We start from the raw sequence: 22153 nt of genomic DNA, 5'->3' as shown, positions 1-22153 counted from the left end.
TGATAGGCCGGAAGTGGAAGCACCGCAAGGTGTGCAGCTGACCGGTACTAACAGGCCGAGGGCTTGACCACACACACCCCCCACCCTTCAAAGGGGGGTGCGAGAACACTGGTCAGAGTCTTTTACGAAGATTGCTTCGCGTCCACTGTGCGGTTCTGAACGCACGAACCAGACGGTTCACATGTTCACAGAGTTACGGCGGCCATGGCGAGAGGGAAACGCCCGGCAACATTCCGAACCCGGAAGCTAAGCCTCTCAGCGCCGATGGTACTGCCCTGGAGACGGGGTGGGAGAGTAGGACGCCGCCGGACAACCATTCCCGAACGGGGCCCCAGCTACGGCTGGGGCCCCGTTCGGCGTTTCCGCCCGCCGAGATCCCGAACGCACGGACAGCGAGGCGGTCAGCGGCGGCGGGGCTCCTTCGCCGTCGGGCCGACGTTGTCGTCCAGCCAGGCGTTGAGGGCGGTGAGGTCGCGCCATGCGGTGCGGACCTCCTCCAGCGCCGTCCGGCTGTGCAGCCACTCCGCCGGCTCCCAGGTGCGGGTGGCGTGCAGCGCCTTGTGCTTGAGCAGGTCCAGTCTCGGCGCGTCCGGTGAGTAGCCGGTGGGCACCCGGACGAGGCGATCGCCCTCGATCGCCCAGTCCGCGGCTGCCAATCGGTCCACCTCGGCCTGCAGTCGCGGTCCCTGGACGTCGTCGGCCACGGCGCGGCGGTACCGGGCGACCTGGTCGGACTCCAGCCGCCAGCAGCCACCGGAGACACGCAGGCCGTCCGCCGAGACCTGCACGTACCAGGCGCCCGCTCTGCCCTCGGGGTGGATCACCGCCCCCTGGTGCGTCTTGTACGGCGTCTTGTCGTGGCTGAAGCGCACGTCGCGGTACGGCCGGAAGACCTTCGGGATGCCGAACTCGGGGGCGATCTCGCCGAGGAGCTCCTGGAGCGGAGCGCGGACGTGCGCCTCGTAGGCACCCTTGTTGCTGGTCCAGTAGGTCTTGCTGTTGTCCGCCTCGAGGCCCTCGTAGAACACCAGCCCCTCGTCCGGGAAGCCCTCGAAGCTCACCGTGCCTCCTCCGACGGGTCGTCGAGCAGCGCGTGCCAGCGGATCTCCCGCAGCGGGCGGTCTCCGGTGTCCAGCGTCCGTGCCCACCCGTCCGGGCCCCAGCCCGCCGACTCGTAGAAGCCCTGCGAGACCGCGTCGTCCTCGAGCAGCCAGGTCTGCAGCCGGGCGGCGCCACCCCCGCGGACCAGGTCGGTGACGGCTGCCAGCAGGCGGCTGCCGTGCCCCCGGCGGCCCCAGCGGGGCTCGACGAGCAGGGTGCTCAGCTCGGCGGACGGGCCGGCCGGGTCGGGAGCCTCGCCGGGAGTGAGCTCCGCGGGGGCGAAGGCGGCGAAGCCGACGACCGTGTTGCGCTCGAGCGCCACGAGGACGCCGTGCCCCGGGGTGGGCGGGGACGTGACCGCCGCGGCCCAGCTGCCGGTCGCGGCGTCGGCGTCCCAGTCGTCGAGCACCGCCGCCGGCAGCGTGGCGCGGTAGGCCGTCCGCCAGGTGACCAGCTGGATCCGCGCGATCTCCTCGGCGTCCTGCGGCAGGGCGGGGCGGACGGAGGCGTCCGCGGACCCCGTCGCGCGCGGGAAGCCGGCCTCGGGGTTCACCCGGGCAGCGTAGAGGGGAGCCGTCGAGCGGACGGACGTCGTACCTGCGCGGCAGGATCGGGCCATGCATCCGGCCCCCGTCGAACGGCTGCCCGCCGGGCTCGCCCGGCGGATCGCCCTGGCCGCCCAGGGCTTCGCCGAGCCCCGCCCGTCGACGGACATCGGGATCCGTCAGCTGCGCCGGCTCGTCGACCGGCTGGCCGTCGTGCAGATCGACTCGGTGAACGTCCTCTCCCGCTCCCACTACCTCCCCGCGTTCAGCCGGCTGGGCAGCTACCCGCGGGCCGCGCTCGACGACCTGACGGCCCGCCGGCACGCGGTGTTCGAGTACTGGGCGCACGAGGCGTCGTTCCTGCCGGTGCGGCTGCACCCGTTCCTCCGCTGGCGCATGGCGGCCGCCGAGCAGCATGCCTGGGGCAACATGGTGCGGCTGCAGCGCGAGCGGCCCGGGTTCGTCGCCGAGGTGCTCGAGCGCGTCCGCGCCGAGGGACCGCTCAAGGCGGGGGACCTGCTGGACGGGCCTCGGGAGCGATCCGGCGAGATGTGGGACTGGCACGCGGGCAAGGTGGCCCTCGAGTGGCTCTTCTTCACCGGGGAGGTCACCGCGACGCACCGGACGACGAGCTTCGAGAAGGTCTACGACCTCACCGAGCGGGTGCTGCCGGCCGATGTGCTGCGGGCGCCCACCCCCGAGCCGGCCGACGCCGTCCGGGAACTCGTGCGCACGGCCGCCCGCGCCCTGGGGGTGGCGACCGAGCGCGACCTGCGGGACTACTTCCGGCTCACGCCCGTCGCGGCACGCACCGCGATCGCGGAGCTGGCCGACGCGGGGCAGCTGCTGCCGGTCGAGGTGACGGGCTGGGGCGGCGCGGCCTGGCTCGACCCGGCCGCCCGCCGGCCGCGGTGGATCCGTGCCCGCGCCCTGCTGAGCCCGTTCGACTCCCTCGTCTGGGAGCGCCCGCGCGTCGAACGGATCTTCGGGTTCCGCTACCGGCTGGAGATCTACACCCCGGCGGCGAAGCGCGTGCACGGCTACTACGTCCTGCCGTTCCTGCTCGGCGACCACCTGGTGGCGCGCGTGGACCTCAAGGCCGACCGCAAGGCCGGGATCCTGCTGGTCCAGGCCGCGCACGGCGAGGACGGCATCGACCGGCGGGCCGTCTCGGCCGCCCTCGCCGGGGAGCTGCGGCTGATGGCCGACTGGCTGGAACTCGACGACGTCGCCGTCTGCGGGGCCGGCGACCTGGCGGGGGAGCTGGCCCGCGCATCAGCTCCGGCGCGAGCCGACGTCGGGGCCTGAGGACGCCGGCAGCCCGGCCAGCCGCTGGACGACCGCCAGCCCGGCGGGTCCACCCGGCCACGCGCGGGTCAGTGCCGCGCTGCCGGCCGCCCGGACCACCGCGCGCAACGCCAGGGCGACCACCACGACGTCGTCGGCGTAGCCCAGGACCGGGACGACGTCCGGCACCAGGTCCACCGGCGAGAGCAGGTAGGCCAGCAGCAGCCACAGCCGCACCCGCACCCCGCGGGGGAGCGTGCGGTCGCGGGCCAGCCGCCGCACCAGCCGGACCAGGTCGGGCAGCAGCCGCAGCGCCTCGCGCACGGTCAGCTCTCCCGGCCGGGCGCGCCAGAGCAACGCGAGGGCCACCGCCCACAGCAGCAGCACACCGCCCGTGACGGCGAGCAGGGTCTGCCACCACTCCACGCGGAGAGTCTGCCGGGAGCCGGTGGACCCGTGGTGCAGGTGGTGTCCACGCCCGCCGTCCCGTCGGCGGTCGCACGTAGGGTCGGACCCGTGGAAGGCGCACCGATCGACACGCAGTACGAGGACCTCCTCCGACGCGTCCTGCAGCAGGGCACGCCCAAGCAGGACCGCACCGGCACCGGGACGGTCAGCCTCTTCGGGGAGCGGCTCCGCTACGACCTGTCCGAGCGCTTCCCCCTGGTGACCACGAAGAAGGTCCACTTCAAGTCCATCGCCGTCGAGCTGCTGTGGTTCCTGCGCGGCGACAGCAACGTCGGCTGGCTGCGCGAGAACGGCGTCACCATCTGGGACGAGTGGGCGTCCCCCGACGGCGAGCTCGGGCCGGTCTACGGCGTCCAGTGGCGGTCGTGGCCGACGCCCGACGGCCGGCAGATCGACCAGGTCTCCGACGTGCTGCAGACACTGCGGTCCGATCCCGACTCGCGGCGGATGATCGTCTCGGCCTGGAACGTCGCCGCACTGCCGGAGATGGCGCTGGCGCCCTGCCACGCGTTCTTCCAGTTCCACGTCGCCGACGGCAGGCTCTCGTGCCAGCTCTACCAGCGCAGCGCCGACATGTTCCTCGGCGTCCCGTTCAACATCGCCAGCTACGCGCTGCTCACCCGCATGGTGGCCGACCAGGTGGGTCTCGCGCCTGGGGACTTCATCTGGGTCGGCGGCGACTGCCACGTCTACAGCAACCACACCGACCAGGTGCGCGAGCAGCTCTCCCGCGAGGTGCTGCCCTTCCCGACGGTCGACCTGGCCCCGGCGCCGTCGCTGTTCGACTACACCTACGAGCACTTCGCGCTGAACGACTACCGGCACCACCCGGCGATCCGGGCCGCCGTGGCGGTGTGAGCGGTCCGGCGAGCTCGCGGGCCGGACGGGGTGGCGTCGCGATGATCTGGGCGCAGGCCCGCAACGGGGTCATCGGCGCCGACGGCGGTCTCCCGTGGCACCTGCCGGAGGATCTGGCCCTCTTCCGCGCCCGCACCACGGGCGCGACCGTCGTCATGGGCCGGCGCACGTGGGAGTCCCTGCCCGCGCGGTTCCGGCCGCTGCCCGGGCGCACCAACGTCGTCCTCACCACCGACCCGGCGTGGTCGGCCGACGGTGCCCGGCGCGCCGGCTCCGTCGCCGAGGTGCTCGCCACCGGGACGCCGCTCTGGGTCATCGGCGGTGGGTCGGTGTACGAGGCGTTCCTGCCGCACGCGGACCGGCTCGTGGTCACCGACGTCGACCTGGAAGTCGACGGCGACACCCGCGCACCGGCCGTCGGGCCGCAGTGGCGGCGGGTCGCCCGCACGCCGGAGGAGGGCTGGTCGTTCTCCCCGTCCTCCGGGCTCCGGTACGCCGTGTCGGAGTACGGACGCCGGCGGCGGCCCTCCGCTGGGTAGATTCTCCCCATGACCAGCGACCCCGCTCGGCCCTTCGGGCGTGTGCTCACGGCGATGGTGACCCCGCTGGCGGAGGACGGTTCGATCGACCTGTCGGGCGCCCAGGAGCTGGCCGCGCACCTGGTCGACCGGCAGTCCCACGACGGCCTGGTGGTCTTCGGGACGACGGGGGAGTCGCCGACGATCAGCGACGGCGAGCAGCACGCCGTCCTCGAGGCGGTGATGGACGCGGTGGGTGACCGGGCGACGGTCGTCGCCGGCGTCGGCACCAACGACACCGCCCACTCGATCGAGAAGGCGCGGTCGGCCGCGCAGCTGGGCGTGCACGGCCTCCTGGTCGTGACGCCGTACTACAACCGGCCCCCGCAGGCCGGCCTGCTGCGGCACTTCACCGCGGTCGCCGACGCCACCGACCTGCCGGTGATGCTCTACGACATCCCGCCCCGGTCCTCGATCCCGATCGAGGTCGAGACGCTGGTCCGCGCCGCCGAGCACCCGAACATCGTGGCGGTCAAGGACGCCAAGGCCGATCTCGGCGCCGTCGCGTGGACCATGGCCCGCACCGACCTCGCGTACTACTCCGGCGAGGACATGCTCAACCTGCCGCTGCTCGCGCTCGGCGCGGTGGGCGTGGTCAGCGTCGCCGGGCACGTGGTCGGGCCCCGGCTGGCCGAGCTGATCGCCGCCGTCGAGGCCGGCGACCTGGCGACGGCGCGGGCGGTCAACGAGAGCCTGCTGCCGGTCTACACCGGGATCTTCCGCAGCCAGGGCGTGATCATGGTGAAGGCCGCGCTGAAGGAGCTCGGCCTGCCGGCCGGGCCGGTCCGCCCGCCGCTGGTCGACGCGACGCCCGAGGAGATCGCCCGGCTGCGGGAGGACCTCGCGGCCGGAGGCGTCGACCTGTGAGTGGTCAGGTCACCCAGCCGCACCTGCAGCTGAAGGCGCCGCCGCCGCTGCCCGCGGGCGGCCTGCGGGTGATGGCCCTGGGCGGGCTCGGGGAGATCGGCCGCAACATGGCCGTCCTCGAGTTCGACGGCAAGCTGCTGGTCATCGACTGCGGTGTGCTGTTCCCCGAGGCCGAGCAGCCGGGCGTCGACCTCATCCTCCCCGACTTCGGGGTCATCGAGCACCGGCTGGACGACGTCGTCGCCGTCGTCCTCACCCACGGGCACGAGGACCACATCGGCGCCATCCCCTACCTGCTGCGGCTGCGCGAGGACATCCCGCTGGTCGGCTCGCGGTTCACCCTCGCTCTGGTCGCGGCGAAACTGCGCGAGCACCGCCTCGATCCCACCCTGGTCGAGGTGGCGGCGGGCGGGGAGCACGTCGCCGGGCCGTTCTCCTGCGAGTTCATCTCGGTCAACCACTCGATCCCCGACGCGCTGGCGGTCGCGGTGCGCACCCCGGCCGGCCTCCTGGTGCACACCGGCGACTTCAAGATGGACCAGCTGCCGCTCGACGGCGTGCTGACCGACCTGGGTGCCTTCGCCCGGCTGGGTGCCACCGGCATCGACCTGCTGCTGGCCGACTCCACCAATGCCGAGGTGCCCGGCTTCGTCACCCCCGAACGCAGCATCGGGCCGGTGCTCGACGACGTGTTCGCGCGGGCCACGCAGCGGCTGATCGTCTCCAGCTTCGCCAGCCACGTGCACCGCATCCAGCAGGTCCTCGACTGCGCGGAGAAGCACGGCCGCAAGGTGGCCCTCGTCGGCCGCTCGATGGTCCGCAACATGGGCGTGGCCCGCGACCTCGGGCTGCTCCGCGTCGCCCCCGGGCTCATGGTCTCCCTCGACGACGCCGCCGCGATGCCGCCCGAGCAGGTGGTGCTGGTCAGCACGGGCTCCCAGGGCGAACCGCTGTCGGCGCTGGGCCGGATGGCGCGGGGCGACCACCACCAGGTGACCATCGAGGCCGGCGACACCGTCGTCCTCGCCTCGTCGCTGGTGCCGGGCAACGAGACCGCCGTCTACAAGGTGATCAACGGCCTGGCCCGGCTCGGTGCCACCGTGGTGCACAAGGAGACCGCCCGCGTGCACGTCTCCGGCCACGCGCCGGCCGGGGAGCTGCGGACGCTGCTGAACGTGGCGCGGCCGCGGTACCTGATGCCGGTGCACGGCGAGTGGCGGCACCTGCGGGCGCACGCGGCACTGGCCGAGGAGACCGGCATGAGCCGCGACCGGGTGCTGCTCGCCGAGGACGGCGTGGTCGTGGACCTCGTCGACGGCAAGGCCGCCATCGTGGGCAGCGTCCCGATCGGCAACGTCTACGTCGACGGGCTCAACGTGGGCGACGTCGGCGAGGAGTCGCTGCAGGCGCGGCGGATCCTCGGCGACGAGGGGTTCGTGGCGCTCACGGTGGTCATCGAGCCCTCCACCCGGACCATCGTCCGCCCGGTGCACCTGCACACCAAGGGGTTCTCCGACGACCCGGCCGCCTTCGACGAGGTGCTGGCCCTGGTCGAGGACAACCTCCGGCGTGCGCTCCAGGACGACGAGGTCGACGCCCACCGGCTGTCGCAGATCGTCCGGCGCACCGTCGGCAAGTGGGTGTCGGACACCCACCGCCGCCGGCCGATGATCATCCCCACCGTCCTCGAGGTCTGACCCCGCCCCGGTCCATGATCAGGGAACCTGATCATGGCGCGTCCTCCCTCACCGCCCACGACGAGGGAGGACGCCGCACGACGAGGGAGGACGACGTCGCGCGAGCAGGTCACCGGATCGGGACGGGGGTGATCTGCTCGCCCTCGGGCAGGTCGAAGCCCCACACCTGGGCGTAGAAGGACAGCTCGCCGTCGAGGGCCGCGCGGATGTTCTCCGCCTTCCGGAAGCCGTGCTGCTCGCCGGCGAACAGCAGGTACGTGTGCGGCACGCCCTTCGCCCGGAGCGCCGCGACGATCGCCTCCGCCTGGTCCGGCGGCACGACGGCGTCCTCGTCGCCCTGGAACACCGCCAGCGGGGTGTCAAGGGCGTCGACGTGGTTGATGGGTGAGCGCTCGTCGTACACCGCCCGGCCCGACGGCCCGGCATCTGGGTCATACGGCGCGACCAGGCCGTCGAGGTAGCGGGACTCGAACTTGTGCGTCTCGGCCGCGAGCGCGCCCAGGTCGGCCACGCCGTAGTGGCTGGCGCCGGCGGTGAAGACCCCCGGGCGCATCGAGAGCGCCGCCAGGGTGGTGTAACCGCCGGCCGAGCCGCCGCGGATGGCCATGCGGGAGGGGTCGACCCGGCCGCTGTCGGCGAGGAACCGTGCGCAGGCCACGACGTCGTCCAGGTCGACCACGCCCCAGCGGCCCTGCAGGGCGTCCCGGTAGCGGCGGCCGTACCCGGTCGACCCCCGGTAGTCGACGTCGGCCACGCAGAACCCGCGCGAGGTCCAGTACTGGACGTCGAGGTTCAGCACCGGGACGGCGGCGGCGGTGGGGCCGCCGTGCACCACCACCAGGAGCGGGGGCAGGTCGCCGGCCGGTGCGGTCGTCTCGGGGTTGGCCGGCGGGTAGACCAGCGCGTGCGCCTCGCCGATGCCGGTGCCGCGGTCCTCGGTCGGGAACGTGATGTGCTCGGGGCGGGAGAACCAGGCCGGGTCCAGGCCCAGGTCCCGCGCCGGGCGCAGGACCTCCGGGGAGCCGCCCTCGACGGGCACGTGCAGCACCACCGGCTCGCTGTCCGGGGCCCCGGCGACGCAGACCACACCGTCACCGCCGGCGATCATCCCGCGGTACGCGGTGGAGGGGAGGTCCAGCTCGCGCAGCTCGCCGTCCGCGCCGAGGACGCCGAGGCGGTCCTGGCCGCCCCGGCCGAAGGCGACGACGATCCGACCGTCGGCCAGGAGGGCGAACCGGCTGCTGCCGAAGACCCACTGCGGCCCGGCGATGTCGCTGCCGACGTCGAGCACCAGCTCCGCGGCCGACCCCGGGCGCCAGCGGTGCAGCGACCAGACGTCGGTGCGGTCGCAGAGGAACCACAGGGTGCCGTCGGGGGCCCAGGTGGGCTGGACGACAGACTCGCCGATCCCGCCGGCGACCACCGTCTCGGTGCCGTCGGCCGCGCGGACCACCAGCTGCGCGGCGTCCCACGGCATGGCGGGGTGGTCCCACTGCAGCCAGGCGAGCTCACCGGCGGGGCCGGGGCGGGGATCGGAGACGAAGTCCGGACCGCTCACGAGGACCTCCGTGCTGCCGTCGTCGGCCACCCGGACGATCTCGTTCACCACGTCGGCGGCCGCGCCGGACGCGGCGTGCGTCTCCCGCACGGCGAGCACGCCGCCCGGGACCACGCGCAGGTCGGCGTGCCGGACGCCCGCGGGGATCCCGGGCTCCGGCGTGACGGCGACGGGGGAGCTCCCGGGGAGCAGCCGGTACAGCCGCTGGTCGGCGAAGTCCGTGAACCACAGGACGCCCCCGGCCACCGTCCACGCGCCGCCGCCGTACTCGTGCACCCGGGTGCGGGCGTTCCAGGGCGCCGGGAGGACGTCGGCGACCGTGCCGTCGGCCGACCGGCGCACGATGACCGACCGGCCACCCTCGGCCGGCCGTGACTCCGACCACCAGACGTCGTCCCCGTCCACGACCACCTCACCCAGCCGCGCCGCGGCCCGGACGACGAGTGCCGAGGTGATCGGGGTGGGCCACCCACCGTGTGTCGTCGGGGCGTGGGGGAGGGGCGCGGAGACCATGCCTGTGACGTTAGGGCCCGAGGCCCCCGGGTGGGACACGTGCGCCGACCTGCCCCCGGCGAGCCCGAAAGGCGATTACCGTCCGACGCATGCCTGCCCGCACCACGTCGACGCGTCGACCGGCGTCCTCCCGCAGCCGGTCCGGTTCGACGGCTGCGAGCAAGAAGCGACCGCCCGCGAAGCGCGGCTCCACGGCCGCCCGCCGTCCGGCCGCCAAGAAGAAGAGCTCACCCGGTCTCTGGGGCGTCGTCGCCGGCAGCTGGAACCTGCTGGCCCGCGGCGCCGGCGGGATCGCCCGGTCGGTGGCCCGGCCGGAGGAGGCCGAGCCGCTCGCGCCCGAGCACCGCCGCGACGGGGTCGGCCTGGCCGTCCTCGGACTGGCGATCGTGCTGGGTGCGGCCGCCTGGAGCAACGGCATCGGCCCGGTCGGCGAGGCGCTGACCGCCGGCGTCCGCTGGGTCGTCGGCTCGCTGGTCATGGCCTTGCCGGTGGTCCTCTTCTTCGCCGCGCTGCGGCTGCTGCGCCGGGGGCCACGCCCCGAGGCCCGCGGGCGGCTGGCCATCGGCTGGCTGTGCACGGTCGCGGCGGTCCTCGGCATCGCCCAGGTCGTGGGCACCCCGGCCGCGCCCGCCGCCAAGGAGCCCGGCTCGGGCGGTCTGGTCGGCTGGGCGGTCGGCAGCCCGCTGGAGGCAGGCGTGGGCACGGTCGTCGCCGTCGTCCTGCTCGTGCTGGTCACGTTCTTCGGCCTGCTGGTCATCACCGCGACCCCTGTCCACCAGATCCCCCAGCGGCTCGGTGACCTCGGCGACTGGCTGCTCGGCCGCGGCGAGGACTACGACGACGAGGACTACGAGGACGACGACGAGGACGAGGAGCCGGAGGAGCCGCGCAGCCGGCGCTCCCGGCGGAAGCCGCTGTCGGAGGACCTGCTCACCACCGGGCCGATCGACCACGGCGCGATGGCCGCGGCCGCGGAGGCCACGCTCACCACCGAGCCCGAGCACACCGACCTGCAGCCGGCCTCGCGCCGGCCCGTCGTCGACCGGACCTCCCCGCCCGAGGACCTGCCGCCGATCACCGAGCCGCAGCAGCTGTCGATCCAGCCGGTCGAGGGCGACTACGTGCTGCCGGCGCTGTCGATGCTGCGCCCCGGGGACCCGCCGCGGGCCCGGTCGAAGGCCAACGACGTCGCCATCGAGGCGATCAGCGGGGTGCTCGACCAGTTCAACATCGACGCCGCCGTCACCGGCTTCACCCGCGGCCCGACGGTCACCCGCTACGAGGTGGAGCTCGGCCAGGGCGTCAAGGTCGAGAAGATCACCCAGCTGACCAAGAACATGGCCTACGCGGTGGCCAACGACAACATCCGCATCCTCGCGCCGATCCCGGGCAAGTCCGCCGTCGGCATCGAGGTGCCCAACACCGACCGCGAGAAGGTCAGCCTGGGCGACGTCCTGCGGTCCGGCGCGGCCAAGCAGGACCCGCACCCGATGCTGGTCGGCCTCGGCAAGGACATCGAGGGCGGCTTCGTCTGCGCCAACCTGGCGAAGATGCCGCACCTGCTGGTCGCCGGCGCCACCGGTGCCGGTAAGTCCAGCTGCGTCAACTCGATCCTGACCTCGCTGCTGCTGCGGGCCACCCCGGACCAGCTCCGGATGATCCTGGTCGACCCCAAGATGGTCGAGCTGACGCCCTACGACGGCATCCCGCACCTGATCACGCCGATCATCACCGACCCGAAGAAGGCCGCCACGGCGCTGGCCTGGCTGGTCGAGGAGATGGAGCAGCGGTACCAGGACATGAAGTCCACCGGCGTGCGGCACATCGACGACTTCAACCGCAAGGTCGAGAAGGGCGAGATCACCGCCCCGCCCGGCAGCGAGCGGGTCTACCGGCCCTACCCCTACATCCTCGCGATCGTCGACGAGCTCGCCGACCTGATGATGGTGGCCCCGCGCGACGTCGAGGAGCACATCGTCCGGATCACGCAGAAGGCCCGTGCGGCGGGCATCCACCTGATCCTGGCCACCCAGCGCCCGTCGGTCGACGTCGTCACCGGCCTGATCAAGGCCAACGTGCCCTCGCGCCTGGCGTTCTCCACCTCCAGCCTCACCGACAGCCGGGTCATCCTCGACCAGCCCGGCGCGGAGAAGCTCATCGGCATGGGCGACGCGCTGTTCATGCCCATCGGTGCGGGCAAGCCGATGCGCGTGCAGGGCGCCTTCGTCACCGACGCCGAGATCGAGGCGGTCGTCGAGTTCACCAAGCGGCAGGCCGAGCCCGAGTACCGGGAAGAGGTCTTCACCGCGGGTGGTGCGGGCGGTGAGAAGAAAGAGATCGACGAGGACATCGGCGGCGACCTCGACCTGCTGGTGCAGGCCGTCGAGCTCATCGTCACCAGCCAGTTCGGCTCCACCTCGATGCTGCAGCGCAAGCTCCGCGTCGGCTTCGCCAAGGCCGGCCGCCTGATGGACCTCATGGAGAGCCGCGGCATCGTCGGGCCGTCCGAGGGGTCCAAGGCGCGCGACGTGCTGATCAAGCCCGACGAGCTCGAGTCGGTGCTGTTCACCCTGCGCGGCGGGTCGGCGGGGTGACCCCGGCCTGACCGGAGGACCCGAAGGGGTCACCGCAAGCGGCGCCGCGGCGGTCGGCGACTACGATGAACCGGTGACAGCTCTACCCCGCCCTGCCCGGACAGTGGCGGTGGTGACCCTCGGGTGCGCCCGCAACGAGGTGGACTCCGAGGAGCTCGCCGGCCGGCTCGCCGCAGAGGGCTACGACCTGGTGGAGGACGCCGACGGCGCGGACGCCGTGCTGGTCAACACCTGCGGGTTCATCGAGACGGCGAAGAAGGACTCGGTCGACGCGATCCTGGCGGCCACCGACTCCGGGGCATCGGTCGTCGCCGTCGGCTGCATGGCCGAGCGGTACGGATCGGAGCTCGCCGGGGCGCTGCCCGAGGCCACCGTGCTCGGCTTCGACGACTACGGGGCCATCGGCGACCGGCTCGACGACGTCCTCGCCGGCCGCCCGCTGGTCCCGCACACCCCGCGCGACCGCCGCACCCTCCTGCCGATCAGCCCGGTGCAGCGCACCGCCGCCACGGCCGCCGCGGACGCGCCCTCCATTCCGGGGCACGACTGGCTGCGCCGCAAGCGCCTGGCGTCCGGCCCGTCCGCCGCGCTGAAGCTGGCCTCGGGCTGCGACCGCCGCTGCGCGTTCTGCGCCATCCCCACCTTCCGCGGCGCATTCGTCTCGCGGCCGCCGGCCGAGGTGCTCGGCGAGGCGCAGTGGCTGGCCTCCCAGGGCGTCACCGAGCTGGTGCTGGTCAGCGAGAACTCCACCTCCTACGGCAAGGACCTCGGCGACCTCCGCTCGCTGGAGAAGCTGCTGCCGCAGCTGGCCGCCGTCGAGGGCATCGTCCGCGTGCGCGTGGCCTACCTGCAGCCGGCCGAGCTGCGCCCGGGTCTGCTGGAGATCATCGCCGGCACGGACCGGGTCGCGCCGTACTTCGACCTCTCCTTCCAGCACTCGTCTCCCACGCTCCTGCGGCGGATGCGCCGCTTCGGCGGCACGGACGACTTCCTGGCGCTGGTCGAGCGGGCGCGCAGCCTGGCCCCGCGGGCGGGGTTCCGGACCAACGTCATCCTCGGCTTCCCCGGCGAGACCGAGGCCGACGTCGTCGAGCTCGAGCGGTTCCTCACCGAGGGGCGCCTGGACGCGGTGGGTGTGTTCGGCTACTCCGACGAGGAGGGCACCGAGGCGATGACGCTGGACGGCAAGCTCGACCAGTCCGAGATCGACGCCCGCGTGCGCCGGATCACCGACCTGGTCGAGGAGCTCACGGCCCAGCGCGCCGAGGACCGGATCGGGGAGCGGGTGGACGTGCTGCTCGCCGACGACCTCTCCGCGGAGGAGGGCCCCGGCACCTGGTCCGGCCACGCCGCCCACCAGGACCCGGACGCCGACGGCACCACCACCGTGGCGGGGGTACGCGACGACGCGGTCGCCGGGCAGCTGGTGACCGCCGAGGTCGTGGGCACCGAGGGCATCGACCTGGTCGCGCGCGCGCTGACCCCGGCCTTCCCGACCGGCCCGGCCGGGCGGTGACCGGGATGACCGACGTCGCCCCGGACCCGGCCGCCCACCCGCCCTCGTCGGTCAAGCTGATGAACCTGCCCAACGCGCTCACCGTGCTGCGGTTGGCGGTGGTGCCGGTGTTCGCGGTCCTGCTGCTGCAGGACGGCGGGGTCGACGACGCCGACCGCTACTGGGCGACGCTGGTCTTCGGCCTGGCGATCATCACCGACCGCTACGACGGGATGATCGCCCGCCGCACCGGGCAGGTCACCGAGTTCGGCAAGCTCGCCGACCCGATCGCCGACAAGGCGCTCACCGGGACGGCCCTGATCGGGCTCTCGGTGCTCGAGCTGCTGCCGTGGTGGGTGACCCTCGTGATCCTCGTCCGCGAGGTCGGGGTCACGCTGCTGCGCTTCTGGGTGATCCGGCACGGGGTGATCGCGGCCAGCCGGGGCGGCAAGCTGAAGACCGTCGTCCAGGCACTGGCGATCGGCCTCTACATCCTGCCGCTCACCGGGCTGCTCGCGACCGCCCGCTGGTGGGTGATGGCCGCGGCGGTGCTGCTCACCGTCCTCACCGGCCTGGACTACGTCTACCGCGCGCTCACCCTGCGCCAGACGAGCGCACGGGCCATGCGCGCGGCCGCCGCTCGCCGGTCCGCCGGGCCCACCGGGGCCGGCGGCACCCGCACCGACACCGCCGCCTGATCGGCCACGCCGGCGCGGCACCGGTCCGCGGCGGCCGGGACGCCGAGCGCCGCCAGCGCCCGCGACCGGTGCAGGTGCAGCCGCTCCCGCGCGAGGAGCACCCAGTCCTCGGACCAACCGGGCAGCAGCTCCAGGGCCGCGATCGCGCCCGCGTCGACGGCGAGGTCCTCCGGCGTGGCGGCCCCGGCCAGCACCCGCTCCGCCCACGCCTCGACACCGGCCAGATCGGTCTCGACGTCGGCCCGGAGGCGGAGCACCGTCGGCTCCACCTGCACCAGCGCGCAGCCGACCTGCTGCAGGCACCACACCGCCGTCCGCAGGTTGCCGGTCGCCCGGTCGTCGTCGGCGGTGGGCCACAGCGCCGCGGCCACGCTGCGGCGGTCGACCCCGGCGGGATGCAGGGCGAGGTGGGCCAGCAGGCGGTGGCTGCCGGCCGGGAGGGCGGTGCGCTGCCCACCGTGGTGCAGGGACAGGCCACCCAGCACCCGCACGAGCGGGATCGAGGGATCGGTGCGCAGGTCCATGTCCGGGCCCTTCCGCGGTGTGGCCGGGCCGCGGCAGCGGCCCGACGGGCACTCCACAGAGGGTCGCGGGCGCCCGGCGGGTACAGCCGTGCGCCGGTGGGAGGGGAAGCGGGCGCACCGACCGGGTGTTACGCCGACAGCGGACGTGCGCCGGTCGGCCCGACCCGGGCCCCGGGCGACGCGTACCGTGAGCGCACGGCGCCCGACGAGGGCGCCGCCGCTTCCCCGCTCGCAGGACAGGAGACGGCCATGACGCTGCTGCGCACCCAGCTCGGGAACACCTTGCGTGGCCACCGGTTGCGTCAGCGCCGCACGCTGCGCGACGTCTCGGGAGCCGCCCGGGTCAGCCTCGGCTACCTCTCCGAGGTGGAGCGGGGGCAGAAGGAAGCGTCCTCGGAGCTGCTCGCCTCCATCTGCGACGCCCTCGACGTCGAGCTGGCCGACCTGCTCGCCGAGGTCAGCCTGGAGCTGCGGGTGGCCGGCGGGAGCACCGTCCGGCCGCTGGCGCCCTCCGTCGACTCCCCGGCCGCGCAGGAGCAGTCGGCCGCCGAGCAGCCCGCGGCCGCCGCACCCGTCGCCGAGCCCGCCCTCGCCCTGGTCGGCGCCGGGCAGCCGGCCCGGTCGGCGTTGCGCCGTGGAGAGGCCGTCTCGCTCGCCGCCTGACCGGCGCGGCGCGCTCGTCGTCCTTGACGGACGCGCTGGTCGGTGCGAGACAGGAGCCATGCCGCCGCCCCTCGCCGGTCCGTCCCCCTGGGCCGGTCCGGTCCACCTGCCCGGCGCGCACACGCGCAGCGGGAACGCGATGGGGCGGACCCGGCTCGGGCTGCTGGCCGGCGCCGGCCGCGCGTTCGCCGAGCACGGTGTCCGGCGCAGCACCATGCAGTCCATCGCGGCTGCGGCGGGGGTCGCGAAGGCGACCCTGTACAACCACTTCCGGACCAAGGACGAGGTCGTCGCGGCGCTGGTCGCCGTCGAGCTCGATCGGCTCACCGCCCTGGCCGACGGCCGGACCCCGGCCGACGCGCTGGCCGCTCTCTCCGACGAGCTGGGGGCGCATCCGGTCCTGCGGCGCCTGGCCGACACCGAGCCCGGGACGCTGACGGGGCTGCTCGCGATGGGCGCCGACCGCTGGGCCGAGCTGACCGGCCGGCTGGCCGGGGCGCTCGGCGTCGACGGCGACAGCGCCGAGCTGGCCGGACGGTGGCTGCTGGGGATCGTCCTGCAACCGGGCCGCTCGACCACGCGACACCGGCAGGCGGCCCGGCTGGCCGCGCTGCTCGTCCCCTCGGGGGACGGGGCTCAGCCGGCCGCCGGCAGCCAGGTGTAGAGCACCCGGTCGGCGCCGGGGCCGGCGTGTCCCGGCGCGGGGGAGGCGGAGGCGCCGAACCGCCGGGCCAGCCCGGCGACGACGTCGTCACCGGGTGGGGCGACCGCCTGGACGGCGCGGGCGGCGACCGACGCCGCCACCCCGGCGAACCGCTCCAGCAGGCGCACGGCCACGCCGCGTCCGCGGAACTCGGGGCGGACGGCGAGGGCGTGCACCACGCCCAGCCGGTCGGCGCTCACCACCCCCAGCAGGTAGCCGGCGTCCCCGCCGTACGGGGTGCGGGCGAGCCCGCCGAACCCGCCGAACTGGTGGAAGAAGACCGGGTCGTGCAGGGCCCGGATCTCCGCCCCGGTCAGGCGGGAGCCGGACCAGAAGGACGCGCGGTCGGCGAGCAGCCGGTCCCGGAGGACGCCGGCCGACAGCTCCTCGAACCCGACCAGCTGCAGGTCCCGGCTCACCGGCCGGTGCGCGCGGCGTCGAGGTCCGCGCGGGTGGGCGGGTCGGCGCCGACCCGGGTGCAGGTGAGCGCGGCCACGAGCGCAGCGTCGTCCAGCAGGGCGAGGAGAACTTCGTCCGGCAGGGCTTCCAGGGCGGCGCGCGTGGTGACGCCGGCCTCCAGCAGCCCGGCCAGCAGGCCGGCGGCCAGCGAGTCCCCGGCCCCCACCGTGTCCACGACCGGAACGACCGGCGGCTCGCGGTGCAGCAGCGGCCGGCCGGGGCGGGCGATCCGGAGCGGGGCGCCGCCGTCGGTCAGCAGGACGAGCGCCGGTCCCCGGCCGGCCCAGTCCGCGGCCGTGGCGTCCAGGTCGTCCGCCTCGCCCAGCCACGCCAGGTCCTCGGCGCTGACCTTGACGACGTCCGCCCGCTCGACGAGGCGGGCGAGCCGGGACCGGACGACGGTGCCGGTGTTGCCGAGCATGCCGCCCACGGCCCCGTCGGCGAGCATCGGGCGGATGTTCGGGTCGACGCTGACCAGCGTGCCGTCGCCGTGCAGCCGGGAGACCAGCCGGGCGATGGCGTCGGCGCCGGGCGCCGTCCAGCTGGAGATGGAGCCGACGTGCACGATGCCGGTGCGGACGGGCAGCACCCGCTCGAGCTCCTCGTCCGTCCACTGCCAGTCGGCGGCGCCGAGCACGTGGAACCCGTAGTCGGGGGAGCCGTCGGGGCCCAGGCCGACGACGGCCAGGCTCACCGGCTCCGCGGCGTCGACGAAACCGGCCGGGTCCACCCCGGAGAGCTCCGCGTGCCGGCGCAGGTTCGCCGCGAGGGGGCCGGTGCCGAGGCGCGCCATGAGGCGCACCGGGGCGCCCAGGCGGCCGGCTGCGACCGCGACGTTGAGGGCGTTGCCACCCGGGCGGGCGACGTAGTGCGGTGCCGTCCCCGGGGCGCCGTCGCCGGCCTCCGGGACGGGCAGCAGGTCGACCACGAGCTCGCCGACCACGGCCAGGACGGGGGACTCGGACACGGCAGAACCCTAGCCGCGGAAGCCGACGGGCGACCGCGTTGGCTCCGACGGTGCATCACCTGGGACGATGAAGCGACGCGCATCACCGGGCCGGCCGCTGCGCCGGAGCAGGAGGACCCATGCCCAATCCGTTCGTGAAGCTGTGGAAGTACCTCACGGCGTCGGCCAACGCCCAGATCGACCAGCGGGCCGACCCCAAGATCCAGATCGCGCAGGCCATCGAGGCCGAGCAGCAGCGCCACCAGTCGCTGGCCAACCAGGCCGCCGCGGTCCTGGGCAACCAGCGGCAGCTGGAGATGCGGCTGAACCGTCAGCTCGGGGAGGTGGAGAAGCTCCAGGCCTCCGCCCGGCAGGCGCTGACCCTCGCGGACAAGACCCGGGCCGGCGGCGACGCCGCGAAGGCGGCCGAGTACGAGAACGCCGCCCAGGCCTTCGCCACCCAGCTCGTCGCCGCCGAGCAGTCGATGGAGGACCTCAAGCGCAGCCACGACGAGGCCCTGCAGGCCGCGGAGCAGGCGCGCGGCGCGGTGGAGCAGAGCCGGATGCGACTGCAGACCACGCTGGCCGAGCGCACCAAGCTGATGTCGCAGCTGGAGCAGGCGAAGATGCAGGAGCACGTCGCCTCCTCGATGAAGCAGGTCAACGAGCTCTCGGCGCCGGGCAACACCCCGAGCCTGTCCGAGGTGCGGGACAAGATCGAGGCCCGGTACGCCAACGCCCTGGGGCAGGCCGAGCTCGCGCAGAGCTCGGTCGAGGGCCGGATGCTCGAGGTGGAGAAGGCGACGCTCGACGTCGCCGGGGCCTCACGGCTGGACCAGATCCGCGCCTCCATGGGCGGCGCCGCCCCGGCGGTCGAGGGAGGGCAGCCGGCGCAGGCGATCGAGCAGGGAACGCCGTCGGTGCCGCAGCCGGCGGCCGAGCAGCGCGAGGCCCAGCCGGCGGAGCGGCCCGACCAGACCGCCTGATCGCGCGCCCGGGCCGGGGCACCCGGCCCGGGCCGCCCGATCGACGATCGCGGGTGTCGCTCACCGGCACCGCGCGCTGCTGGACGGGGAGTCAGGGGCGGCGGGCAGCCCACACCGTGCGCTCGGTGCGCAGCGCGAGGTCGGGCCGGCCCAGGATGCTGTGCGGCCCCTCGACGTCGAGGAGCCGGTCGAGAGCGGCGAGGTCCTCGGGCGGGAGCAGATCGGCGACCCGGGAGCGCAGGCGCCGCAGGCCGGCGAGGGCGTAGCCGCCGACGTCGGCGCGGCCCGAGGCCTCGATGTGCACGGGGATCGTCCGCGCGTCCTCCACGACGAAACCGGCTGCGGTCAGCTCGGGCCCCCAGTCCGCGCCGCGGTGCGGCATGCGCTCGGCGACGTGGGACGCCGTCGCGGCGTGGCAGCGTTCCTCCAGACCCGGCCGGTCCTCCGGGGCGTCCTCCGGCAGAAAGCGGGGGAACCCGGCGAGCTCGACGACCGCGAACAGCCCGCCGGGCGCAAGCACGTCGTGCACCCGGCGCAGTGCGCGGGCGGGCTCGGCCACGTGGTGCAGAGCGGCCGATGCCCACACCAGGTCCGGGGTGTCGAGGCGTGGCCAGCTCGCGTCGTCGAGGTCGGCCTGCACGGTGCTCACCCGTGCGTCGACACCCCGGCCGCACGCCTTCTCCCGCAGGCGCCGGAGGTGCTCGACGGAGGAGTCGACCGCGGTGACGCGGGCCTCGGGGAAGCGGTCGAGGAGCGCGAAGGTTCCCGCGCCCGTGCCGGACCCGAGGTCGACGATGTGCCGGGGCGGGGCGTCGAGCGGCAGCTGCGCGACGATGTCGGCGTTGATCTCGGCCAGCACCTCGGCATCCCGGTCGAGGATGTCGCCCTGGCCGTGGAGTGCGTGCTCGTCGGGCCGGCCGTGCCGGGTGCCGTGGTCTCCGGTGTGCTGGTGCATATCGTCCATGACCGGAACGCTAGGGCGCCTATGCGTCAGAAGCACAGTCTCTTGCTCAACAAGCAAGGGATGCGCGGGCTCCGTTGCTCGTCACGCCTGCCCGCACCGGCGTGGATCACCTCTCGGGGTGGCGGTCGAGCTCCTCGTCGCCGTCGGCGGGCCGGTGGCCGCGCCGGGCATCGCGGTCGAAGATCCCCAGGATCTCGCACGGGCCGCCCGCCGTCCCGATGGCGTGCGGCAGCATCGTGGGGAACTCGGCGGCCTGGTTGGTCTCCACGCGGAAGCGGCGGTTCCCGAGCAGCAGGACCGCGGTTCCGGACAGGACCACGAGCCACTCGCGGCCGGGGTGCGCGCGCATGCGGGCGGGGTCGTCGGGCGGTGGCTGGGTGATGCGCTGGCGGATGACGGACATGCCGGGATCGCTCCGGACGGCCCAGCGCATGGAATCGTGCGCGCCGTCGATCGTCGGGCTGGTGATGACGTCGTCGGACGCCGTCTCGACCAGCTGGTCCAGTGACGTGTCCAGCGCGCGGGCCAGGACGACGAGCTGGTCCAGGGCCAGGCGACGCCGGCCGTTCTCGATGCGGGAGAGCGTCGACTGGCTGACGTGGGCCCGGCGGGCGAGTTCCTCCAGGGACCACCCCTGCGCGACACGGAGGGCCCGGATGCGGGTGCGCACCAGGGTCTCCAGCTCGTCGTCCTCTTGCGTCATGCGGAAGAATCTATGCCCGAACAGCAAAGTCGCGTGCCGGGGCCGAGCACGGCCGTCCCACCTCAGGGGTAGAGGGTCACCGGCTTCGGGTGGTCCGGCTCTCCGGTGCGCGCCCGCGGGTCGATGGACGACGTCGCCGCCTGGCAGGACGGGCACCACCAGGTGACGCGCTCCTGTACGGGCGGGCCCTGCTCGCCGAGCAGGATCGCCGTACCGCACCGGAAGCACGGCCGGCCGCGCCGGCCGAAGACCCAGTGGTCGCGGCCACGCCGGCGATCGCCGGTCGTGTTCTGCTCGGGGTGGTGCAGGTTGGCCCGCATGAGGGTGCGCGCCCGTTCGACCAGGTCGGGCAGCCGCTCGACGTCGGCCACCCGGGCCCAGGGATGGACACCGAGCACGAACAGCGACTCGACCTTGTAGAGGTTCCCGATCCCGGCCAGGTTGCGCTGGTCGAGCAGGGCGACGCCGACCTGCTCGTCGGGTGCCTCCCGCAGCCGGCGCAGCGCCTCGTCGAGGTCCCAGTCCGGCCCGAGGACGTCGGGTCCGAGGTGGCCGATCAGCCGGTGCTCCTCGGTGGACGGGACGAGGTCGATGTCGTGCAGCCGGTAGCCGACGCACTCCCATGCGTCGGTCGCCAGGACCAGCCGCACGTCGTGCGCCGGACCGCCGTGCCACCGTGCGCCCGGCCGGTAGATGTGCCAGCTGCCGTCCATCCGGAAGTGCGTGCGCAGCGTGCGGCCGTCCGTCAGCCGGATCAGCAGGTGCTTCCCGCGGGGCAGGACCTCGCGGACGGTCCCCCCGGTCAGGTCGAGCGTGGCCAGCCGGGGGATGCGGAACTCACCGCGGACCAGCGTGCCACCGGCCAGCGCGGTGTTCATCCGCTGCGCGGCCAGCCACACGGTGTCTCCCTCGGGCACGTGCCCAGTGTCCCCGGCGCGGGTCCGCCCTGCTCAGATGGTGTGAGACCACCGACATCCGGGATGAGGACCGCCACGGAGCGCGCTGCAGTGTCGCGTGAGTGTGCCCCTGCGTCTGCGTGCCCGGCTGGTCGGCGATCCGTCGGCACCGAACCCGAACCCGGAGCCGGTCACGGTGACGGTGGCCCGGGTGGTGCGCCCGGACCGGCGCGAGGCCTTCGAGCGGGAGGCGGCCGACGTCCTGGCGATCGCGGCGGCCTTTCCCGGCAATCTGGGCGCGACCCTGCTGCGTCCGGGCCCGGACAGCTCCGAGTACCACCTGGTCTACCGGTTCGCCGACGACGAGTCGCTGGCCGCCTGGGAGGGTTCGGCCGAGCGCCGGGACTTCCTGGTCCGTCTGCGCGGCATCGTCGAGGACGAGCGCTACGCCCGCGTCACCGGCCTGGACAGCTTCTTCACCCGGCCCTCGACACCGGGACCGCGCTGGCGGCTGACCGTGCTGACCGTCGTCGCGGTGTTCGCCAGCACCTCGCTGTTCCAGCTCGTGGTGACACCGCACCTGGACGGCTGGCCGGTGGCGGTGCGGCTGCTCATCTCGGCCGTGGTCGTGGTGCTGCTGCTCGGGCACGTGCTGATGCCGGCCCTGACCCGGCTGTTCGCCCGCTGGCTGCGACCGGAGCGGGACTGACCCGCACCCGAGGCGCCTGCCTCAGTAGTGGGCCTGCGGTGGGCCGCGGTGGTGGGCCGCGGCCAGGGCGACGCTCGCCGTGCCGGCGATGACCAGCATGCCGAGGAGTGAGAGGACGAAGAGTTCGGGGACGACGGCTCCGATCGTCAGGAGTACGACGCCGGCCACCAGCAGGACGAGGAACAGGGTGCGCATGAGGATCTGCCTCCTTGGTGCGCTCGGGTACACCGACCATGCCCCCGGATCCCGGAAGCCGCACCGTTCCGGGCGTATCGCCACGTGACCGTCATCTCGTGACGGTGGTCCCGCGGCCTGTCCTTCCGCCGGTGCGCCGGGGACCG

General features: G+C 74.2%; 23 protein-coding genes and 1 rRNA gene. 13 read left to right on the top strand and 11 right to left on the bottom strand.

What is annotated here, in order from left to right:
- Nucleotides 1–194 precede the first annotated feature (194 nt).
- Nucleotides 195–311: ribosomal RNA gene (gene rrf, locus BM142_RS07675) — 5S ribosomal RNA — on the top strand.
- A gap of 90 nt (nt 312–401) precedes the next feature.
- On the opposite strand, the gene BM142_RS07670 is transcribed toward rrf, so the two are convergent.
- Entirely contained in the window at nt 402–1061 is a 660-nt protein-coding gene (locus tag BM142_RS07670; RefSeq protein ID WP_092196178.1) for a DUF2461 domain-containing protein, read from the bottom strand.
- Nucleotides 1058–1654, bottom strand: a complete 597-nt coding sequence (locus BM142_RS07665) for a GNAT family N-acetyltransferase (protein ID WP_254790630.1) — start codon at nt 1652–1654, stop codon at nt 1058–1060. Before BM142_RS07665 ends, BM142_RS07670 begins: the two co-directional genes overlap by 4 nt.
- Nucleotides 1655–1718: 64 nt before the next feature.
- Here BM142_RS07665 and BM142_RS07660 point away from each other — a divergent pair, with 64 nt between their 5' ends.
- Entirely contained in the window at nt 1719–2954 is a 1236-nt protein-coding gene (locus BM142_RS07660) for a winged helix-turn-helix domain-containing protein (RefSeq protein ID WP_092196176.1), read from the top strand.
- Here the strand turns inward: BM142_RS07660 and BM142_RS07655 are convergent.
- Nucleotides 2922–3359, bottom strand: a complete 438-nt coding sequence (locus tag BM142_RS07655; protein WP_092196175.1) for a DUF1232 domain-containing protein — start codon at nt 3357–3359, stop codon at nt 2922–2924. The two genes, BM142_RS07660 and BM142_RS07655, sit on opposite strands and share 33 nt — an antisense overlap.
- Before the next feature lie 90 nt (nt 3360–3449).
- Here BM142_RS07655 and BM142_RS07650 point away from each other — a divergent pair, with 90 nt between their 5' ends.
- The 4 genes from BM142_RS07650 to BM142_RS07635 are packed head-to-tail and all read left to right on the top strand — an operon-like array spanning nt 3450 to nt 7401.
- The gene (locus tag BM142_RS07650; protein ID WP_217640623.1) at nt 3450–4259 is read left to right on the top strand and encodes a thymidylate synthase; all 810 of its coding nucleotides are present in this window, start codon (nt 3450–3452) and stop codon (nt 4257–4259) included.
- A 41-nt stretch (nt 4260–4300) separates the two neighbouring features.
- Nucleotides 4301–4798, top strand: a complete 498-nt coding sequence (locus tag BM142_RS07645; RefSeq protein ID WP_092196174.1) for a dihydrofolate reductase — start codon at nt 4301–4303, stop codon at nt 4796–4798.
- Between the two features lie 9 nt (nt 4799–4807).
- The gene (dapA, locus tag BM142_RS07640; protein WP_092196173.1) at nt 4808–5704 is read left to right on the top strand and encodes a 4-hydroxy-tetrahydrodipicolinate synthase; all 897 of its coding nucleotides are present in this window, start codon (nt 4808–4810) and stop codon (nt 5702–5704) included.
- The gene (locus BM142_RS07635; protein ID WP_092196172.1) at nt 5701–7401 is read left to right on the top strand and encodes a ribonuclease J; all 1701 of its coding nucleotides are present in this window, start codon (nt 5701–5703) and stop codon (nt 7399–7401) included. Before dapA ends, BM142_RS07635 begins: the two co-directional genes overlap by 4 nt.
- 109 nt (nt 7402–7510) lie before the next feature.
- On the opposite strand, the gene BM142_RS07630 is transcribed toward BM142_RS07635, so the two are convergent.
- Nucleotides 7511–9472: an alpha/beta hydrolase family protein gene (locus BM142_RS07630; protein ID WP_092196171.1), complete on the bottom strand. Its 1962-nt coding sequence runs from the start codon at nt 9470–9472 to the stop codon at nt 7511–7513.
- An 89-nt stretch (nt 9473–9561) separates the two neighbouring features.
- Between BM142_RS07630 and BM142_RS07625 the strand changes: the two genes are divergently transcribed.
- The 3 genes from BM142_RS07625 (at nt 9562) to pgsA (ending at nt 14259) form a co-directional block, all read left to right on the top strand.
- Nucleotides 9562–12066 (top strand): FtsK/SpoIIIE family DNA translocase, encoded by a 2505-nt coding sequence (locus tag BM142_RS07625; RefSeq protein ID WP_092196170.1) that lies wholly within the window; start codon nt 9562–9564, stop codon nt 12064–12066.
- Nucleotides 12067–12178: 112 nt separating this feature from the next.
- The gene (locus tag BM142_RS07620) at nt 12179–13582 is read left to right on the top strand and encodes a MiaB/RimO family radical SAM methylthiotransferase (RefSeq protein WP_254790628.1); all 1404 of its coding nucleotides are present in this window, start codon (nt 12179–12181) and stop codon (nt 13580–13582) included.
- Between the two features lie 5 nt (nt 13583–13587).
- Nucleotides 13588–14259 carry a CDP-diacylglycerol--glycerol-3-phosphate 3-phosphatidyltransferase gene (pgsA, locus tag BM142_RS07615; RefSeq protein ID WP_092196206.1) on the top strand — a complete coding sequence of 224 codons (672 nt, stop codon included), beginning with the start codon at nt 13588–13590 and terminating at the stop codon, nt 14257–14259.
- Here the strand turns inward: pgsA and BM142_RS24120 are convergent.
- Entirely contained in the window at nt 14145–14783 is a 639-nt protein-coding gene (locus BM142_RS24120; protein WP_139228802.1) for an AfsR/SARP family transcriptional regulator, read from the bottom strand. The two genes, pgsA and BM142_RS24120, sit on opposite strands and share 115 nt — an antisense overlap.
- Nucleotides 14784–15032: 249 nt before the next feature.
- On the opposite strand from BM142_RS24120, the gene BM142_RS07610 reads away from it, so the two are divergent.
- Both BM142_RS07610 and BM142_RS07605 read left to right on the top strand, forming a co-directional pair.
- Complete coding sequence (locus BM142_RS07610; protein WP_092196168.1) at nt 15033–15446, top strand: helix-turn-helix domain-containing protein; 414 nt, start codon at nt 15033–15035, stop codon at nt 15444–15446.
- 58 nt (nt 15447–15504) lie between these two features.
- Nucleotides 15505–16110 (top strand): TetR/AcrR family transcriptional regulator, encoded by a 606-nt coding sequence (locus tag BM142_RS07605; protein WP_254790626.1) that lies wholly within the window; start codon nt 15505–15507, stop codon nt 16108–16110.
- Here the strand turns inward: BM142_RS07605 and BM142_RS07600 are convergent.
- Nucleotides 16083–16568: a GNAT family N-acetyltransferase gene (locus BM142_RS07600; RefSeq protein ID WP_092196167.1), complete on the bottom strand. Its 486-nt coding sequence runs from the start codon at nt 16566–16568 to the stop codon at nt 16083–16085. The two genes, BM142_RS07605 and BM142_RS07600, sit on opposite strands and share 28 nt — an antisense overlap.
- The gene (locus BM142_RS07595) at nt 16565–17575 is read right to left on the bottom strand and encodes a PfkB family carbohydrate kinase (RefSeq protein WP_092196166.1); all 1011 of its coding nucleotides are present in this window, start codon (nt 17573–17575) and stop codon (nt 16565–16567) included. Before BM142_RS07595 ends, BM142_RS07600 begins: the two co-directional genes overlap by 4 nt.
- Before the next feature lie 119 nt (nt 17576–17694).
- On the opposite strand from BM142_RS07595, the gene BM142_RS07590 reads away from it, so the two are divergent.
- Complete coding sequence (locus BM142_RS07590) at nt 17695–18540, top strand: PspA/IM30 family protein (RefSeq protein WP_092196165.1); 846 nt, start codon at nt 17695–17697, stop codon at nt 18538–18540.
- Nucleotides 18541–18631: 91 nt separating this feature from the next.
- Here BM142_RS07590 and BM142_RS07585 read toward each other — a convergent pair whose 3' ends face one another.
- The 3 genes from BM142_RS07585 to BM142_RS07575 form a co-directional block, all read right to left on the bottom strand.
- Nucleotides 18632–19504, bottom strand: a complete 873-nt coding sequence (locus BM142_RS07585) for a class I SAM-dependent methyltransferase (RefSeq protein ID WP_092196164.1) — start codon at nt 19502–19504, stop codon at nt 18632–18634.
- A 106-nt stretch (nt 19505–19610) separates the two neighbouring features.
- Nucleotides 19611–20207: a helix-turn-helix domain-containing protein gene (locus tag BM142_RS07580; protein ID WP_092196163.1), complete on the bottom strand. Its 597-nt coding sequence runs from the start codon at nt 20205–20207 to the stop codon at nt 19611–19613.
- Between the two features lie 62 nt (nt 20208–20269).
- Entirely contained in the window at nt 20270–21124 is an 855-nt protein-coding gene (locus BM142_RS07575) for a DNA-formamidopyrimidine glycosylase family protein (protein WP_092196162.1), read from the bottom strand.
- 97 nt (nt 21125–21221) lie between these two features.
- On the opposite strand from BM142_RS07575, the gene BM142_RS07570 reads away from it, so the two are divergent.
- Nucleotides 21222–21812, top strand: a complete 591-nt coding sequence (locus tag BM142_RS07570; protein ID WP_092196161.1) for an antibiotic biosynthesis monooxygenase — start codon at nt 21222–21224, stop codon at nt 21810–21812.
- A gap of 21 nt (nt 21813–21833) precedes the next feature.
- Here the strand turns inward: BM142_RS07570 and BM142_RS24440 are convergent, their stop codons facing one another.
- On the bottom strand, nt 21834–22007 hold the full coding sequence (locus BM142_RS24440) for a hypothetical protein (RefSeq protein WP_175527153.1): 174 nt from the start codon (nt 22005–22007) through the stop codon (nt 21834–21836).
- Nucleotides 22008–22153: the final 146 nt, after the last annotated feature.

This window comes from Blastococcus tunisiensis, from assembly GCF_900112815.1.
GTDB lineage: Bacteria > Actinomycetota > Actinomycetes > Mycobacteriales > Geodermatophilaceae > Blastococcus_B > Blastococcus_B tunisiensis.
Note: the sequence above shows the minus strand (reverse complement) of the source record. Positions and strands in the feature narration are given on the sequence as shown.

What these genes read in the sequence shown, in the direction of transcription:
- BM142_RS07660 (WP_092196176.1), top strand. Translation starts at nt 1,719, where the DNA reads ATGCATCCGGCCCCCGTCGAACGGCTGCCCGCCGGGCTCGCCCGGCGG.
- BM142_RS07645 (WP_092196174.1), top strand. Translation starts at nt 4,301, where the DNA reads ATGATCTGGGCGCAGGCCCGCAACGGGGTCATCGGCGCCGACGGCGGT.
- dapA (WP_092196173.1), top strand. Translation starts at nt 4,808, where the DNA reads ATGACCAGCGACCCCGCTCGGCCCTTCGGGCGTGTGCTCACGGCGATG.
- BM142_RS07630 (WP_092196171.1), bottom strand. Translation starts at nt 9,472, where the DNA reads ATGGTCTCCGCGCCCCTCCCCCACGCCCCGACGACACACGGTGGGTGG.
- BM142_RS07625 (WP_092196170.1), top strand. Translation starts at nt 9,562, where the DNA reads ATGCCTGCCCGCACCACGTCGACGCGTCGACCGGCGTCCTCCCGCAGC.
- pgsA (WP_092196206.1), top strand. Translation starts at nt 13,588, where the DNA reads ATGACCGACGTCGCCCCGGACCCGGCCGCCCACCCGCCCTCGTCGGTC.
- BM142_RS24120 (WP_139228802.1), bottom strand. Translation starts at nt 14,783, where the DNA reads ATGGACCTGCGCACCGATCCCTCGATCCCGCTCGTGCGGGTGCTGGGT.
- BM142_RS07610 (WP_092196168.1), top strand. Translation starts at nt 15,033, where the DNA reads ATGACGCTGCTGCGCACCCAGCTCGGGAACACCTTGCGTGGCCACCGG.
- BM142_RS07605 (WP_254790626.1), top strand. Translation starts at nt 15,505, where the DNA reads ATGCCGCCGCCCCTCGCCGGTCCGTCCCCCTGGGCCGGTCCGGTCCAC.
- BM142_RS07590 (WP_092196165.1), top strand. Translation starts at nt 17,695, where the DNA reads ATGCCCAATCCGTTCGTGAAGCTGTGGAAGTACCTCACGGCGTCGGCC.
- BM142_RS07585 (WP_092196164.1), bottom strand. Translation starts at nt 19,504, where the DNA reads ATGGACGATATGCACCAGCACACCGGAGACCACGGCACCCGGCACGGC.
- BM142_RS07580 (WP_092196163.1), bottom strand. Translation starts at nt 20,207, where the DNA reads ATGACGCAAGAGGACGACGAGCTGGAGACCCTGGTGCGCACCCGCATC.
- BM142_RS24440 (WP_175527153.1), bottom strand. Translation starts at nt 22,007, where the DNA reads ATGCGCACCCTGTTCCTCGTCCTGCTGGTGGCCGGCGTCGTACTCCTG.